18 protein-coding genes are annotated in these 15,421 nt (G+C 51.2%); 4 read left to right on the top strand and 14 right to left on the bottom strand.

All coding sequences use genetic code 11. The features are described from left to right. Positions 1-6: 6 nt before the first annotated feature. Positions 7-636, bottom strand: a complete 630-nt coding sequence (rlmE, locus tag ACOXYR_RS01080; RefSeq protein ID WP_015962846.1) for a 23S rRNA (uridine(2552)-2'-O)-methyltransferase RlmE — start codon at positions 634-636, stop codon at positions 7-9. Between the two features lie 126 nt (positions 637-762). Between rlmE and yhbY the strand changes: the two genes are divergently transcribed. Further along, complete coding sequence (gene yhbY, locus ACOXYR_RS01075) at positions 763-1,056, top strand: ribosome assembly RNA-binding protein YhbY (protein WP_042292049.1); 294 nt, start codon at positions 763-765, stop codon at positions 1,054-1,056. A 153-nt stretch (positions 1,057-1,209) separates the two neighbouring features. Here the strand turns inward: yhbY and greA are convergent, their stop codons facing one another. Beyond that, on the bottom strand, positions 1,210-1,686 hold the full coding sequence (gene greA / locus ACOXYR_RS01070) for a transcription elongation factor GreA (protein WP_108474970.1): 477 nt from the start codon (positions 1,684-1,686) through the stop codon (positions 1,210-1,212). Positions 1,687-1,932: 246 nt separating this feature from the next. Here greA and dacB point away from each other — a divergent pair, with 246 nt between their 5' ends. Next, positions 1,933-3,366: a serine-type D-Ala-D-Ala carboxypeptidase gene (gene dacB, locus ACOXYR_RS01065; protein WP_108474969.1), complete on the top strand. Its 1,434-nt coding sequence runs from the start codon at positions 1,933-1,935 to the stop codon at positions 3,364-3,366. Positions 3,367-3,423: 57 nt separating this feature from the next. Here the strand turns inward: dacB and opgB are convergent, their stop codons facing one another. The 5 genes from opgB to rplU form a co-directional block, all read right to left on the bottom strand. After that, the gene (gene opgB, locus ACOXYR_RS01060; RefSeq protein WP_421355429.1) at positions 3,424-5,748 is read right to left on the bottom strand and encodes a phosphatidylglycerol--membrane-oligosaccharide glycerophosphotransferase; all 2,325 of its coding nucleotides are present in this window, start codon (positions 5,746-5,748) and stop codon (positions 3,424-3,426) included. A gap of 134 nt (positions 5,749-5,882) precedes the next feature. Beyond that, entirely contained in the window at positions 5,883-7,058 is a 1,176-nt protein-coding gene (gene cgtA / locus ACOXYR_RS01055; protein ID WP_113858904.1) for an Obg family GTPase CgtA, read from the bottom strand. Positions 7,059-7,073: 15 nt separating this feature from the next. After that, the gene (locus ACOXYR_RS01050; RefSeq protein WP_108474966.1) at positions 7,074-8,039 is read right to left on the bottom strand and encodes a DMT family transporter; all 966 of its coding nucleotides are present in this window, start codon (positions 8,037-8,039) and stop codon (positions 7,074-7,076) included. A 102-nt stretch (positions 8,040-8,141) separates the two neighbouring features. Then, positions 8,142-8,399, bottom strand: coding sequence for a 50S ribosomal protein L27 (rpmA, locus tag ACOXYR_RS01045; protein ID WP_007673187.1), 258 nt, complete (start codon positions 8,397-8,399; stop codon positions 8,142-8,144). 19 nt (positions 8,400-8,418) lie between these two features. Beyond that, positions 8,419-8,730: a 50S ribosomal protein L21 gene (gene rplU / locus ACOXYR_RS01040; RefSeq protein WP_003025032.1), complete on the bottom strand. Its 312-nt coding sequence runs from the start codon at positions 8,728-8,730 to the stop codon at positions 8,419-8,421. 258 nt (positions 8,731-8,988) lie between these two features. Here rplU and ispB point away from each other — a divergent pair, with 258 nt between their 5' ends. Both ispB and sfsB read left to right on the top strand, forming a co-directional pair. After that, positions 8,989-9,960: an octaprenyl diphosphate synthase gene (gene ispB / locus ACOXYR_RS01035; RefSeq protein ID WP_108474965.1), complete on the top strand. Its 972-nt coding sequence runs from the start codon at positions 8,989-8,991 to the stop codon at positions 9,958-9,960. 204 nt (positions 9,961-10,164) lie between these two features. Continuing rightward, positions 10,165-10,431, top strand: coding sequence for a DNA-binding transcriptional regulator SfsB (gene sfsB, locus ACOXYR_RS01030; protein ID WP_108474964.1), 267 nt, complete (start codon positions 10,165-10,167; stop codon positions 10,429-10,431). 58 nt (positions 10,432-10,489) lie between these two features. On the opposite strand, the gene murA is transcribed toward sfsB, so the two are convergent. The 7 genes from murA to mlaF form a co-directional block, all read right to left on the bottom strand. Beyond that, the gene (murA, locus tag ACOXYR_RS01025) at positions 10,490-11,749 is read right to left on the bottom strand and encodes a UDP-N-acetylglucosamine 1-carboxyvinyltransferase (RefSeq protein ID WP_015962837.1); all 1,260 of its coding nucleotides are present in this window, start codon (positions 11,747-11,749) and stop codon (positions 10,490-10,492) included. 65 nt (positions 11,750-11,814) lie between these two features. Then, positions 11,815-12,069: a BolA family iron metabolism protein IbaG gene (gene ibaG / locus ACOXYR_RS01020; RefSeq protein WP_015962836.1), complete on the bottom strand. Its 255-nt coding sequence runs from the start codon at positions 12,067-12,069 to the stop codon at positions 11,815-11,817. 139 nt (positions 12,070-12,208) lie between these two features. Beyond that, entirely contained in the window at positions 12,209-12,499 is a 291-nt protein-coding gene (gene mlaB, locus ACOXYR_RS01015; protein ID WP_189624244.1) for a lipid asymmetry maintenance protein MlaB, read from the bottom strand. Further along, positions 12,496-13,131 (bottom strand): phospholipid-binding protein MlaC, encoded by a 636-nt coding sequence (gene mlaC, locus ACOXYR_RS01010; protein ID WP_015962834.1) that lies wholly within the window; start codon positions 13,129-13,131, stop codon positions 12,496-12,498. Before mlaC ends, mlaB begins: the two co-directional genes overlap by 4 nt. Before the next feature lie 18 nt (positions 13,132-13,149). Continuing rightward, the gene (mlaD, locus tag ACOXYR_RS01005) at positions 13,150-13,704 is read right to left on the bottom strand and encodes an outer membrane lipid asymmetry maintenance protein MlaD (protein WP_015962833.1); all 555 of its coding nucleotides are present in this window, start codon (positions 13,702-13,704) and stop codon (positions 13,150-13,152) included. A 4-nt stretch (positions 13,705-13,708) separates the two neighbouring features. Continuing rightward, complete coding sequence (gene mlaE, locus ACOXYR_RS01000) at positions 13,709-14,491, bottom strand: lipid asymmetry maintenance ABC transporter permease subunit MlaE (protein WP_015962832.1); 783 nt, start codon at positions 14,489-14,491, stop codon at positions 13,709-13,711. Positions 14,492-14,498: 7 nt separating this feature from the next. After that, positions 14,499-15,311, bottom strand: coding sequence for a phospholipid ABC transporter ATP-binding protein MlaF (mlaF, locus tag ACOXYR_RS00995; RefSeq protein ID WP_113858901.1), 813 nt, complete (start codon positions 15,309-15,311; stop codon positions 14,499-14,501). Positions 15,312-15,421: the final 110 nt, after the last annotated feature.

Raw genomic sequence — 15,421 nt, 5'->3', positions numbered from 1 at the left:
CACCTTCTATGGTTTTCGCCCGGTCGCTACAATGTACACTTCTCGCGAACGTGCGCGGGAAGAGTCCGGCTTACGAACTTTAACCTTCGTAAACAGGGAGCGAATTTCCCTTAGATACTCATCGAAGCCTTCGCCCTGGAACACCTTCACTACAAAATTACCGCCTGGCGCGAGAACATCACGCGCCATTTCAAGCGCCAGTTCCACCAGATACATGGCGCGGGGGATATCCACCGCGGGTGTTCCACTCATGTTTGGTGCCATATCTGACATGACAACTTGTACTTTACTGTCACCCACGCGTTCCAGTAACGCTTTCATCACGAGTTCATCACGAAAGTCGCCCTGAAGGAAGTCCACACCAACGATTGGATCCATAGGTAAAAGATCGCAAGCAATGATGCGGCCTTTGCCACCAATCTGCGTGACCACATACTGTGACCAGCCTCCTGGGGCAGCACCGAGGTCAACCACTGTCATCCCCGGCTTAAAAAGTTTGTCACTTTGCTGTATTTCATCAAGTTTAAACCAGGCACGGGAACGTAACCCCTTTTTCTGTGCCGCTTGAACATATTTATCGCTAAAGTGTTCCTGAAGCCAGCGACTTGAGCTGGCAGAACGCTTCTTACCTGTCATTTAACTTTCCCATCGGGGCAGAACATCGTTGCCATGCGGCGTAAATTTCAACGCACTATTTGGCGATATATGGGAGATGGCGGTAGAATGACCCGTTTTCAATCCCAACGTAAGCAAAAATATACGATGAATCTGAGTACTAAACAAAAACAGCACCTGAAAGGTCTGGCACATCCGCTCAAGCCGGTAGTCATGCTTGGCAATAATGGTTTGACCGAAGGGGTACTGGCCGAGATTGAACAAGCGTTAGAGCACCATGAACTTATCAAGGTGAAAATCGCGTCTGAAGATCGCGAAACCAAAACCTTGATCGTGGACGCTATCGTGCGCGAAACCGGCGCCTGTAACGTACAGGTCATCGGTAAAATGCTGGTGCTTTATCGCCCGAGTAAAGAGCGTAAAATCTCGCTGCCACGTTAAGAATATCCTAAAATTGCACACAACAGTGTGTAAAACGAGGGTTTTCCTTCGCGAAGGCTAGCAACATGCCACGCTCTTCAGCTTGATAAAAGGCCGCTATGCGGCCTTTTTCTTATCTTTACAATGCATCAACAATTCGATGCCGGGCAACGATTAAAGATACTCGACTTTGATAATTTCGTACTCGACTTCGCCGCCTGGCGTGCGAATGGTAACGACATCATCCTGCTCTTTGCCGACCAGACCACGGGCGATCGGCGAGTTCACTGAGATCAGATTCTGCTTAAAATCCGCCTCATCATCACCCACGATACGCCAGGTTTGCTCTTCATCATTATCGAGGTTCAGAACCGTCACCGTCGCCCCAAACACCACGCGGCCATTGTTAGGCATTTTGGTCACATCAATAACCTGCGCGTTAGACAACTTGGCTTCGATATCCTTAATACGACCTTCGCAGAAGCCCTGCTGCTCACGGGCGGCATGGTATTCAGCGTTCTCTTTCAGATCGCCGTGCTCGCGTGCTTCCGCGATGGCAGCAATGATTTCAGGACGGCGAACAGATTTCAGAAAATCGAGTTCTTCGCGCAGTTTTTCTGCGCCACGAAGGGTCATCGGAATAGCTTGCATTTGTTATACCTCTTGAACATTCCTGTTGGGAGCAGTTCACCCCACTCTGGCTCTCAGCCCGCCTGACAACGCCACGCGGCCAGGCCAGAAGCAAAAGAAAACCGACCCGGGTACAAAGTCCCAGGTCAGCAGCAATTTCTCATTTGATACGCATTTTACCCTGAAGTTCACTATGGGTCATCGTTTACTTTACAGGGCGTTGCGCCGTAGTATGTCGGCTTGTTTCCAGGTTGTTAGCGCGGGATTATGCGATTTTCCAGATTTATCATTGGATTGACCACCAGTATAGCGTTTAGCGTCCAGGCCGCGAATGTTGAAGAGTATACGAGTCAACTTCCCGCAGGGGCCAATCTTGCTTTTATGGTGCAAAAAGTGGGCGCTGCAGCGCCAGAGATTGACTACCACAGCCAGCAGATGGCGCTGCCTGCCAGTACGCAGAAAGTGATCACGGCGCTCGCGGCATTGCTACAGCTTGGCCCCGACTTCCGCTTTACCACCACCCTTGAGAGTAAAGCCAGCATTGATGATGGCACACTGAAAGGCGACCTGGTAGCACGATTTGGCGGCGATCCGACGTTAAAACGCCAGGATATTCGCAATATGGTCGCGAACCTCAAGAAAGCAGGTGTGCAGCGAATCGAAGGTAATGTACTCATTGATACTTCGATTTTCGCCAGCCACGACAAAGCCCCCGGTTGGCCGTGGAACGATATGACCCAATGCTTCAGTGCCCCGCCCGCTGCGGCCATTGTCGATCGCAACTGTTTTTCGATTTCACTTTATAGTGCGCAAAAAGCGAACGATCTCGCGTTTATCCGCGTTGCGTCTTATTACCCGGTGACCATGTTCAGCCAGGTTCGCACGCTGGCGAAAGGTTCGCCGGAAGCGCAGTATTGTGAACTGGATGTGGTGCCAGGCGATCTCAATCGCTATACGCTTACCGGCTGTCTGCCACAGCGTTCCGAACCACTGCCTCTGGCTTTTGCAATTCAGGATGGCGCCAGCTACGCCGGAGCCATCATTAAAGATGAACTGAAGCAGGCAGGAATTACCTACAGCGGCACGCTACTTCGTCAGACGCTGGTGAACGAACCAGGTACCGTTATCGCCAGCAAGCAATCTGCGCCATTACATGATCTGCTGCGAATTATGCTGAAAAAATCGGATAACATGATTGCCGATACAGTTTTCCGTATGATTGGCCACGTGCGGTTTAACGTGCCAGGTACCTGGCGCGCGGGTTCCGATGCGGTACGTCAGATCCTGCGCCAGCAGGCGGGCGTCGATTTGGGCAATACGATTATCGCCGATGGCTCCGGGCTTTCACGGCATAACCTGATCGCCCCGGCGACAATGATGCAGGTGCTGCAATATATTGCCCAGCATGATAATGAACTGAACTACATCTCTATGCTGCCGCTCGCCGGGCATGACGGTTCTCTGCAATATCGTGCAGGTCTGCATCAGGCTGGCGTGGACGGCAAAGTGTCCGCTAAAACGGGTTCGCTGCAGGGGGTATATAACCTGGCGGGATTTATTACTACCGCCAGCGGTCAGCGTATGGCGTTCGTGCAGTACCTTTCTGGCTATGCGGTGTCACCGGCAGACCAGCGTAACAGGCGCATTCCGTTGGTGCGGTTTGAGAGTCGGTTGTATAAGGACATTTACCAGAATAATTGATGTTAAAAAGGCGCATGAATTTGCGCCTTTTTAGAACCAGGAGTTGCGCCCTACTAGTTACTCTGGTGGAATTATTCTGAGCTCGGCGAATCCTACACCTAACTTTCTGGGAGGGGCACTCTGATGGAATCCCAGGAAGTTATCATCATTTGTTATTTCAGGGAATGGAGGGGTGATTATCAAGGTATCGGCATTGTTAACATTATCAAAATGTATTTTGACAGTGGAGAGTTTCTCGCCAAGCTTCATATTTTTTGAGCAATCGCCAACGCTTACATTGATCTCCTGTCCAATATTTTTGCCATAAGCCTTAGCTTTTAACTCTACATCAAATGATTTCGGTAAAGGTTTTTCATAAGTGATCGCGACTTTATCAGCTAAAACAGCATCAGACCAACGCCCCCAGCTCTCTGTATGACTTAGCCCTGCAATAGACTTTATCTGTTTAGGGGTACCGTCTGCGGCAAAGATAAATTTTGCAGAATCATATTTTATCTCATATTCCGGTTTTAATAAATTATCTTGCGTTTTTTTATACAACTTACTGTCTATTGCGGATTTATTATAAGAAGCTTTCCCTGAATACTCACCTGCTGATATTCTATCTATAACAGGTTTATTTCCTGTGTAACCCTGCGCAATGCACCACCCTGGCATGTTGATTTGTGCATCTCCACCCAACGATGCCATTTTTAAACATTGATCAACCCAAATATAGTGCTCACCAACAGGTAAAAAACCTAATGTTCTGCGAAGAGAGAAACCATATACTAACCCATCATCCACAACAGGCCATACTTTGTCTCTTGTTATCTCAAGGATTATCGGAAGGTTATATTCATAATTGTCAAAAGCAATTTTTTTCTTAACTAAATCAATTTTAAATTCATCAATTTTATCCGGCACACCCCAACGAGATCGAATGCCTGGCCCCCATGCTAAAAGTTTATTTTTGAAATCTGGGAAAATAGTGGCAAGAGAGGGTTGACTCAACGAACTACGACCGAGTCCAAGCGCATTGCCCCCACCTAGCGCTTCAAGTACAGTCGCCCCATTGTCCAGAGTACTACGCCGTTCATCTTTTTTCCTGGGAGCAACACCATCTTTTAATATAACAAACAGATCCCTGCGGGTCATTTTATTCAAATAATCGACAGCAACCGTCATGTTAGGCATGACTAAATGATCTGATGATAACACTATTACTGTATTTTTAGACCACGGCGAGGATTGAATACGATGTATCAACCTGGCTATCTGAGACTGACTACATCTTACAGCAGTCAATGCCGGTACTTCCCCTCCATCTTTAACATAAACGGGGGTATTACACTCTGGAGAAATATAGCCATGCGGTGGGTGAGTATCGAGTGTAAGTGTAAATATAGCAAATGGTTTGTTATTTTTTGATAACGTTTCAAACTTGTCCCATACTTTATCTAAAACTATATCGTCATATAACCCCCATTCATTTTGCTTACTTGAGTCTTTGACATACTCAGACTCCTGCAATCCCCAAACATTGTCAATACCATGAGTTTTGAAAAATATATTTTTATCCGCAAATCTTAAATCAGCCCCCTGAATAAACCATGTTTCATACCCTGTATTTTTAAGAATATCACCAAGACAAATTGAATTAGAAAAGAATCCGTTACTGGCGTTTTTTCCGCTAAGATCGGCTGGAGCCAAAAGAGGAAATCCACATTGAGAAGCAACAATACCTGCAATAGTAAAATCTGTAGCCGGAAATTGCTCAGTATTTGTGAAATCTAACCCCATCTCTTTTATACTCGTCAACTCAGGCATTAAATTAGGGAAGGTACTTTCGTCGAAATATGTTCTTTCTAAACTTTCACCATAGATATACACAAGATTGTATTTCGCCTGGGTAAGTTTCCCCTCTGGTATAACAACGTATTTATCAAAATCTGAGCCATCGACTTTTTCAGGAGGCTTATTGTATGTTTGTAACTGGACGAAAGTGGGAGAAATTACAATGGCCATAACTGCTAAGACGATGGAAAACACAGAATAAAACCATCTACCAGTAGTATGATTTGGACAATGCAATATCCATTTAAATATAACCAGTACCAAACTAATAAAAACCACCAACGTTACAGCCAGTGAAATTAAATACTCTGAGATACCAACACCTGTCAACGATCTGGTTAATGTGAATATAACTGAGTCATTAATCCCTTCACCTGTAAAGTAATAACAGCCCACCCAAAACATGCATAGCAGGCATTCTATACCGAACAAAACAATCATCATCAATGAATAAAAAGTATGGTACCTACCTCTTACTCTATATATAAACATAGCTATAACCGATATTAATAAAGATAATATCAGTTCTACAAATGATTCCAACATAATCCCTTCTAAATGTTCTCAAAAAAGAGATTATAAACCCCGCATTATTATAAATAGCTTCTTATCAGTTATTTTCAGATTTCATAAAGAAAAAGGGCCGATAAAATCGGCCCTTTTCTCAACTCAACGCTGAATCAACGTTTGTAAATAAACTCAACGCCTTCTTCGTCGTCTTCGTCCCAATCATCGTCCCAGTCTTCATCATCTTCTTCAACAGCCGCTTCTTCAAGCTGCTGGCGGTGGTAGTCATCCCACATGAACTCGACTTTCTCTGGCTGTTTCGCTTCTTCTGCAGAAACAATCGGGTTCTCGATGATAAAGGTCATGACATCCCAGCACAGGTCTTTTACGCCCTGCTGGCTGGCGGCGGAGATCAGGTAATGTTTACCTTCCCAACCCAGCGCGTCGGCAATCTCCTGAGCCTTCGCTTCAGCTTCCGCTTTATCCATCAGGTCGATCTTGTTGAAGACCAGCCAGCGTGGCTTGCCAGCCAGTTTTTCGCTGTACTTCTCAAGTTCACCGACAATAATGCGGGCGTTCTCAACCGGATCGGAACCATCGATTGGCGCGATATCAATGAGGTGCAGCAGAACGCGGCAACGCTCAAGGTGTTTCAGGAAGCGGATACCCAGGCCAGCACCTTCTGCCGCACCTTCGATCAGCCCCGGGATGTCGGCAACCACAAAGCTCTTCTCGTTATCCATACGCACCACGCCCAGGCTTGGCACCAGGGTGGTAAACGGATAATCCGCCACTTTCGGCTTCGCCGCAGACACGGCGCGGATGAAGGTCGATTTACCGGCGTTCGGCATCCCCAGCATCCCGACGTCGGCCAGCAGCATCAGTTCCAGCAGCAGGTCACGTTTGTCGCCCGGCGTCCCCATCGTTTTCTGGCGCGGAGTACGGTTAACAGACGATTTAAAACGGGTGTTACCCAAACCGTGCCAGCCGCCTTTCGCTACCATCAGACGCTGACCGTGTTTGGTCATATCACCCATGGTTTCGCCGGTGCCCTGATCGATTACGCGCGTACCAACCGGCACTTTCACAGTGACATCTTTCCCGCGCTTACCGGTACAGTCACGGCTCTGGCCGTTCTGGCCACGTTCAGCACGGAAAGATTTTTCGAAACGGTAGTCAATCAGGGTATTCAGGTTCTCGTCCGCTTCCAGCCAGACATCACCGCCATCCCCGCCATCGCCACCGTCAGGGCCACCGCGTGGAATGTATTTTTCACGGCGGAAGCTTACGCAACCATTACCGCCATCACCTGCTACAACCAGGATCGTTGCTTCATCAACAAACTTCATTTTACTCTCCGTAAATCATTCGCCTGAGCGGGGAACAACTACAACCGCCTCACGCTTACGCCACCGTCCCCAAAGACGGTGACCAATGGCGGAATACATTGCGCCCGCAACCACGACAAACGCACCGAGATAACCGATAAGGTTTAACATCGGTCTGGCGAAGAAATCGGGCCAGGCCATTGATAATAAATCTGAAAACAACAGTGTAAACAGTGGGGTGAGCGTCACAATCGCACTCACCTGCGCCGCCTGCCAGCGAGCCATGGCTTCCGCCAGTGCGCCATAGCCAACCAGCGTGTTCAGCCCACAGAAAATCAGGCAGGCCAGCTGCCAGTCGCTGAGCTGATGGATAACCGCTGGCTTTGCCAATGGCAGCAGCGCAATCGTACATAAAGTGTACAGTAAAAACAGGATCTGTTGTGACGCCAGCCGTCGCAATAACACCTTTTGCGCGACGCCATAACTCACCCAGACCATCGCCGCCCCAACGCCGAAGATAACACCCCAGGTGTAATCGGTCAGGCGCGTGAAAATCTCAATCAAACTGGTGTTAAAGAACATCACCAGCCCGCAAACCAGCATGAGAGCGCCCACAATCTGCGTACCGCGCATTTTCTCTTTGAGGATAAATACGCTGGCAACCATCATCCCAACGGGTGAGAGCTGCCCTATCACCTGCGAGGCCGTCGGGCTGACATATTGTAGCGAGGAGCTGAAGAGAACAAAGTTCCCAAACAGGCCGCCCGTTGCAATTGCCAGAAGCACCAGCCAACGCGGGTTACGGAAAATTCGCAGCGGCGGTAGCTTACGCTTCACCGTCAGAATGAGGCCGAGACCAATGCTGGCCATTAAAAAGCGATAGAAGACAACGGTAGGCGGTTCCATGACCTCCAGCACCTGCTTCATTGCTATCGGCAAAGCACCCCAACATATCGCCGTGGTGAGCGCCAAAAGAATACCAATACCTGCCTGCTGCTTCATACCGGATTCCCTGCCTGAGACCACTGTGATTTTCCGGGCGTCGAATGTAAAAAGCCCCGCAACGAGTGCGGGGCTTTAATCCGTTACCGGACCACGAAAACCTTACTCAGCAACGATGCTGATGTATTTACGGTTGTTCGGGCCTTTAACTTCGAATTTCACTTTACCGTCTGCTTTAGCAAACAGAGTGTGGTCACGACCGCAACCTACGTTGTTACCAGCGTGGAATTTGGTGCCACGCTGACGAACGATGATGCTACCCGCCAGAACGGTTTCGCCACCGAAACGCTTAACGCCAAGACGTTTAGCTTCTGAATCGCGACCGTTACGAGTTGAGCCGCCAGCCTTTTTATGTGCCATTTAAATCTCTCCTCAGGTCTTAGGCGCTGATGCCAGTAATTTTCACATCAGTGAACCACTGACGGTGGCCCTGCTGCTTACGGTAGTGTTTACGACGACGAAACTTAACGATTTTAACTTTCTCGCCACGACCGTGAGCAACAACTTCAGCTTTGATTACGCCGCCATCAACGAAAGGAACGCCGATTTTGACTTCTTCACCGTTTGCGATCATCAGAACTTCAGCGAATTCAACAGATTCGCCAGTTGCGATGTCCAGCTTTTCCAGGCGAACGGTCTGACCTTCGCTTACTCGGTGTTGTTTACCACCACTTTGGAAAACCGCGTACATATAGAACTCCGCTTCCGCGCACATTAATCGTGTGATTCAGAGTGCGCTATAAATATTCACAATAGGGCGCGAATATTACGCAAAACGCGAGCCTTTGACAAGTGCTACCATCAATACATGCAGAAAAAAAACACAACTTTCACGGTAACGTTTATCTGAGCCGTTTTTTCAGTACAATCAGTACCACAACTCTAACGTAAAACCTTCATTATCCCGTATGGATAAGTGGTAAACAGGACATTAAGCCCGGCTTTTGCGATGAATTTACAACAAATCAATGAGTTAACCGCGCAGGATATGGCGGGTGTCAATGCAACGATTCTTGAACAGCTCAACTCAGATGTTCAGCTCATCAATCAGTTGGGTTATTACATCGTCAGTGGCGGTGGAAAACGCATACGCCCTATGATCGCCGTACTGGCAGCTCGCGCTGTCGGCTACGAGGGAAATGCCCATGTCACCATCGCCGCGCTGATTGAGTTTATCCACACTGCCACGCTGCTACACGACGATGTGGTGGATGAATCCGACATGCGTCGCGGGAAAGCGACCGCGAACGCTGCTTTCGGTAACGCTGCGAGCGTACTGGTTGGCGATTTTATCTACACCCGCGCGTTCCAGATGATGACAAGCCTTGGATCGCTGAAGGTGCTGGAAGTGATGTCGGAAGCGGTGAACGTGATTGCAGAAGGCGAAGTTCTGCAGTTGATGAACGTCAACGACCCGGACATCACCGAAGAAAACTACATGCGCGTGATTTACAGCAAAACCGCGCGCTTGTTTGAAGCAGCGTCCCAATGCTCCGGCCTGCTTGCAGGCTGTACGCCAGAGCAGGAGAAAGGCTTACAGGATTATGGGCGCTATCTCGGTACCGCTTTCCAGTTAATCGATGATTTACTGGATTACAGCGCCGATGGCGAGACGCTCGGCAAAAACGTCGGCGATGACCTCAACGAGGGCAAACCGACGCTGCCGCTGCTGCACGCTATGCGTAACGGTACCCCTGAACAAGCACTGCTGATTCGCGGCGCGATTGAGCAGGGTAACGGGCGACATCTGCTGGAACCGGTTCTGGAAGCAATGGCGGCCTGTGGCTCGCTGGAGTGGACGCGTCAGCGCGCCGAGGAGGAAGCGGATAAAGCCATTGCCGCCCTCTCTCCGCTGCCGGATTCCCCATGGCGCGATGCGCTTATCGCCCTCGCTCACATCGCCGTTCAACGCGACCACTGATCCCCTGTCTCTCCCGTGCATTCGGCGGGAGAGTTCCAGTAAAATCCAAAAAAATGATAACCGGCGCCTGATAATGTCAGCAACTTGATGTTTTCTGAATTTCGCATCGCGTTACATGAACTTTTTAGAGCTTACCAACAGAAAGCGCTATAGTACTCCCGTATTGTTTTCACGAGCAATTTAGCTTCTGAACAGGGAGGTAACATGGATAAGTTTATCGACTGGCACCCTGCGGATATCATCGCGGGTCTGCGCAAGAAAGGTACGACAATGGCCGCGGAATCACGCAAAAACGGCCTGAGTTCCTCGACGCTTGCCAATGTGCTTTCACGCCCGTGGCCGAAGGGTGAGCTGATTATCGCTAAAGCGTTAGGGACTGAACCGTGGGTCATCTGGCCGTCACGCTATCACGACCCCATCACGCATCAGTTTATTGATAAGACGCAATCGATGCGCCAGTCGAAGAAATAAACGTCAGAAAGCACAACGCCTCTCACGCAGCGCGTAAGAGGCGTTGCCAGCAGAACGATTACTCGCCCTTCACACGTTCGATATTCGCACCCAGCGCGCGCAGTTTGTCTTCAATGCGCTCGTAGCCACGGTCGATGTGATAGATACGGTCAACAATGGTGGTACCTTCTGCGATGCAACCTGCCAGCACCAGGCTTGCAGACGCGCGCAGATCGGTCGCCATCACCTGGGCGCCAGAGAGTTTCTCAACGCCGTGACAGATAGCGGTGTTGCTTTCGATTTCCGCACGAGCGCCCATACGGATCAGTTCAGGAATGTGCATGAAACGGTTTTCGAAGATGGTTTCGGTGATCACACCGGTACCTTCCGCCAGCATATTCAGCAGGGTGAACTGCGCCTGCATGTCGGTCGGGAAGCCTGGGTGCGGCGCGGTACGCACGTTTACCGCTTTCGGGCGCTGACCGTGCATATCCAGGCTTATCCAGTCGCTGCCGACTTCAATTTCAGCACCGGCTTCACGCAGTTTCGCCAGCACGGCGTCCAGCGTTTCCGGGCACGCGTTACGGCAGATAATTTTGCCGCGAGAGATGGCCGCGGCCACCAGGAACGTACCGGTTTCGATACGGTCTGGCAGTACACGGTATACGCCGCCGCCCAGGCGTTTAACGCCTTCGATGGTGATGCGATCGGTGCCCTGGCCGCTGATTTTCGCGCCCAGCGCAACGAGGAAGTTTGCCGTGTCGACAATTTCCGGCTCGCGCGCGGCGTTTTCAATGATGGTGGTGCCTTCGGCAAGGGTTGCAGCCGACATAATGGTCACGGTGGCGCCAACGCTCACTTTGTCCATTACGATGTGCGCCCCTTTCAGGCGACCATCGACAGATGCTTTTACATAGCCTTCTTCCAGCTTGATGGTCGCGCCGAGCTGCTCCAGGCCGGTGATGTGCAGGTCAACCGGACGCGCGCCGATGGTGCAGCCGCCCGGCAGTGAAACCTGACCCTGACCAAAACGTGCAACCAGCGGGCCAAGCGCCCAGATAGAAGCACGCATGGTTTTCACCAGCTCATACGGCGCACAGAAGATGTTCACGCCGCTGGCATCGATGTGCACGGAACCATTGCGCTCAACTTTCGCGCCTAACTGGCTCAGCAGCTTCATCGACGTATCAACGTCTTTCAGTTTCGGAACGTTTTGAATCTCTACCGGCTCTTCAGCCAGCAGTGCGGCGAAGAGGATTGGCAGTGCGGCATTTTTAGCGCCAGAAATCGACACCTCGCCCTGGAGCTTAGTCGGCCCCTGAACACGGAATTTATCCATTATTCTGTTCTCTGTTAAAAGTCATACTCACCATCGATTCACGCTTTTGCACGCGAACCCATGGCTCAAAATCCGTTAAGTTTACGGTCGCGCGCCCACTCTTGCGGGGTATACGCTTTGATTGACAGGGCATGGATGCGGTTGTCCGCAATATACTCCATCAGCGGGGCATAGATAGTCTGCTGCTTCTTGACCCGGCTCATGCCGTCAAACATCTCACCCACCGCGATAACCTGAAAGTGGCTGCCATCGCCCGAGACGATCGCTTCCTGAAGGGAGAGTGCATTCATCAGCACGGTCTGAATTTCATGATTTTCCATGGGTTCACATTTTTATCTGATAGAGAAAACAGCCCAACATCTTAGAGGAAAGTGACGCAGGCTTAAACAATCAAAAAGCCCCATCGTGCAGATTGATGGGGCTTTGAGAGTAATCAACAGCAATAACGCACTGAAAGTATTATGGGATCATATCTGCTGGCAGATTATACAACCCGGCAAGCGTGGCGACGTTTTCGCTTACGCCCTTAACGCTGGCAGTATTTCCCTGACGGCGGATCAGCTCGATAAAGTGGATTAATAACGCCAGGCCTGCGGTATCAACGCGGTTTAAGCCACTTAAATCAATCACCTTTGCGCCGTTCGTGGCTTCTGCTCTGGCCTCCCACAAGGGAATCAGCAGGTCTTGATCCAGTTCACCGTGCAGCGACAGGATTTCCCCGTCGCGCGTCCAGCTTAACTGTTCCATTATTTTTTCTGTTCCAGCGTGATCGGCTGGTTAGAGATAGATTTCAACTGTGCGGTCAGGCCATCAATGCCCTTAGTACGCAGCAGATCGCTCCACTCGTTTTGCTTGGTGGTGATCATGCTCACCCCTTCCGCAATCATGTCATAGGCCTGCCAGTTACCCGTCTGGGTATTTTTACGCCACTGGAAATCCAGGCGCACTGGCGGGCGACCATTCGGGTCGATGATGGTCACACGGATTGGGACGATAGACGCATCGTTCAGCGGCTGTTCCGGCGCGATCTGGTAGGTCTGACCGTGGTACATCGCCAGTGCCTGGCCGTAAGCCTGTTTCAGGTATTCACGGAATGCGGCGAAGTAAGCGTCACGCTGCGCTGGCGTCGCGTCTTTGTAGTAACGGCCCAGCACCAGCGCTCCGGCGTATTTTACCTGCACGTACGGCAGCAGTTCCTGATCGACCACGTCACGCAGGTAGTTCGGATTTGCGCGAATTTTCGGTTGTTCGTTTTTCAGGCGATCAAAGGTTTTCTGCGCCGCTTCATTCATCAGCTTGTACGGATTGGACTGGTCAGCCGCCGTTGCCGCGGTTAACGGAGCAATCACCAGCATAGCGACCATCAATAAGCGTTTAAACATGAGTTACGTCTCCTGAAATTAATTCGTCGAGCCAGCAGCAGGCGTCGCAGCATCAGTATGTCCTTCGCCAGCGCTTTGCGCATCGCCTGAAGTCTTATTGTCACCGCCTTTACTGTTGTAAAGGAATTGACCGATTAAATCTTCCAGCACCATGGCGGATTTAGTGTCCTGGATAGTACCGCCATCCTTAAGGATAGACGTTCCCAGCTCCGGGTCTTCAAATCCGACGTTCAGCGCCAGATACTGTTCCCCCAGCAGGCCGGAGGTGCGAATAGCCAGCGAGCTGGTATCCGGAATATGGTTGTAACGCTCTTCGATATCCAGCGCCACACGCGGCAAATAGGTTTTCGGGTCGAGGGTAATGTCCGCCACGCGACCAATCACGACCCCGCCGATACGTACCGGCGAACGCGCTTTCAGGCCGCCGATGTTATCGAAGGTGGCGTAAATGCGGTATGTCGGCTCCACGCGCAGCGAGGTGACATCCGCCGCTTTCAGGCAGATAAACAGCGCCGCCAGCATGGCAACCAGCAAAAAGATACCGACCCAGATTTCACTCTTTTTCGTTTGCATTCACTCAATTCCCAAACATCAGTGCCGTCAGCACAAAGTCCAACCCAAGTACCGCCAGCGACGAATGCACCACGGTGCGCGTTGTCGCCCGGCTGATCCCGGCAGAAGTGGGGATCGCATCGTAACCATTGAATAACGCAATCCATGTAACCGTAATCGCAAAGACCAGGCTCTTAATCAGGCAGTTAACCAGATCAAGACGGAAGTCCACCGCGTTTTGCATCGCCGACCAGAAGAAGCCCGCGTCAATACCTTTCCAACTTACGCCAACCAGTGAGCCGCCCCAGACGCCGACCGCAACGAACATAATCGTTAACAGCGGCAGCGAGATAACGCCCGCCCAGAAGCGTGGCGCAATAACACGACGCAGCGGGTCGACCGCCATCATCTCCATACTGGAGAGCTGCTCAGTGGCGCGCATCAGGCCGATTTCGGCGGTCAGCGCGGAGCCTGCGCGGCCCGCAAACAGCAGCGCGGCAACCACCGGCCCCAGCTCACGCAGCAGCGACAGCGCTACCAGCATGCCTAAGCTGGTTTCCGCGCTGTAGGTGGTCAGCACCAGATACCCCTGAAGACCCAGCACCATGCCGATGAACACACCGGACACGAGGATGATCAGCATCGACAGCACGCCAACGTTATAAAGCTGGCGCACCAGCAGCGGCGCATGCTTGCGAAACTCCGGCTTGCCGACGATGGCATTGAATAACATTAACCCGGCGCGCCCAAACGTCGCGAGAGTCTTAATCCCGCGATGGCCCAGCGCGGCCAGTGCATTTAACAGCATGAGTAAGTTAGCTCCCTGTTCCTAAGAGATCGCGGCGGTAGTCGCCCGCAGGATAGCGGAACGGCACAGGCCCGTCGGCAATGCCGTCGAGAAACTGGCGTACCCGAGGATCGTCGTTTTCCTGCAATGCCGACGCGCTCCCGTGTGCGACAATTTTTTTATCCGCCACGATGTAGGCGTAATCGGCGATGCTCAGCACCTCTGGCACATCGTGAGATACCACGACACAAGTGACACCCAGCGCACTATTGAGTTCCGAAATCAATTTAACCAGCACGCCCATGGTGATGGGATCCTGGCCGACAAACGGTTCATCAAACATGATGAGGTCGGGCTCAAGCGCGATAGCGCGTGCCAGCGCCGCACGTCGCGCCATGCCGCCGGAGAGTTCTGACGGCATCAGTTTTGCCGCTCCGCGCAGGCCGACGGCTTCCAGTTTCATCATCACCGTGCTTTTCAGCAGAGCGGGAGGAAGGCGCGTATGCTCACGAATAGGATAGGCGACGTTGTCAAAAACGTTCATGTCGGTGAACAGCGCGCCGGACTGAAACAGCATGCTCATGCGCTTACGCACGGTATACAGGCGCGAGCGCGACATCTCCGGCACATTCTCGCCGTCGAACAGGATCTCGCCGCTGTCCGGTGGGATCTGCCCGCCAATCAGGCGCAATAGCGTGGTTTTGCCGATGCCGGACGGCCCCATGATGGCAGTAATTTTTCCGCGCGGCACCGAAAGCGAGATATTGTCAAAGATGACACGGTTCCCGCGCGTAAAGCTCATTCCCCGGACATCAACAAGATTCGCTAAACTCTGGCTCATACGTTTCCCTTTACCAGGACCTTAACAGGGTGGGCATGGAATTCTTCCCAGCCCCAAACCCGACATTCTTACAGAATCTACTCTGCTTTGGTTAACGAAATCTGGCATTT

Origin of the sequence: Pseudocitrobacter faecalis, from assembly GCF_965231525.1 — a bacterium.
GTDB classification, from domain to species: Bacteria; Pseudomonadota; Gammaproteobacteria; order Enterobacterales; family Enterobacteriaceae; genus Pseudocitrobacter; species Pseudocitrobacter faecalis.
Note: the sequence above shows the minus strand (reverse complement) of the source record. Positions and strands in the feature narration are given on the sequence as shown.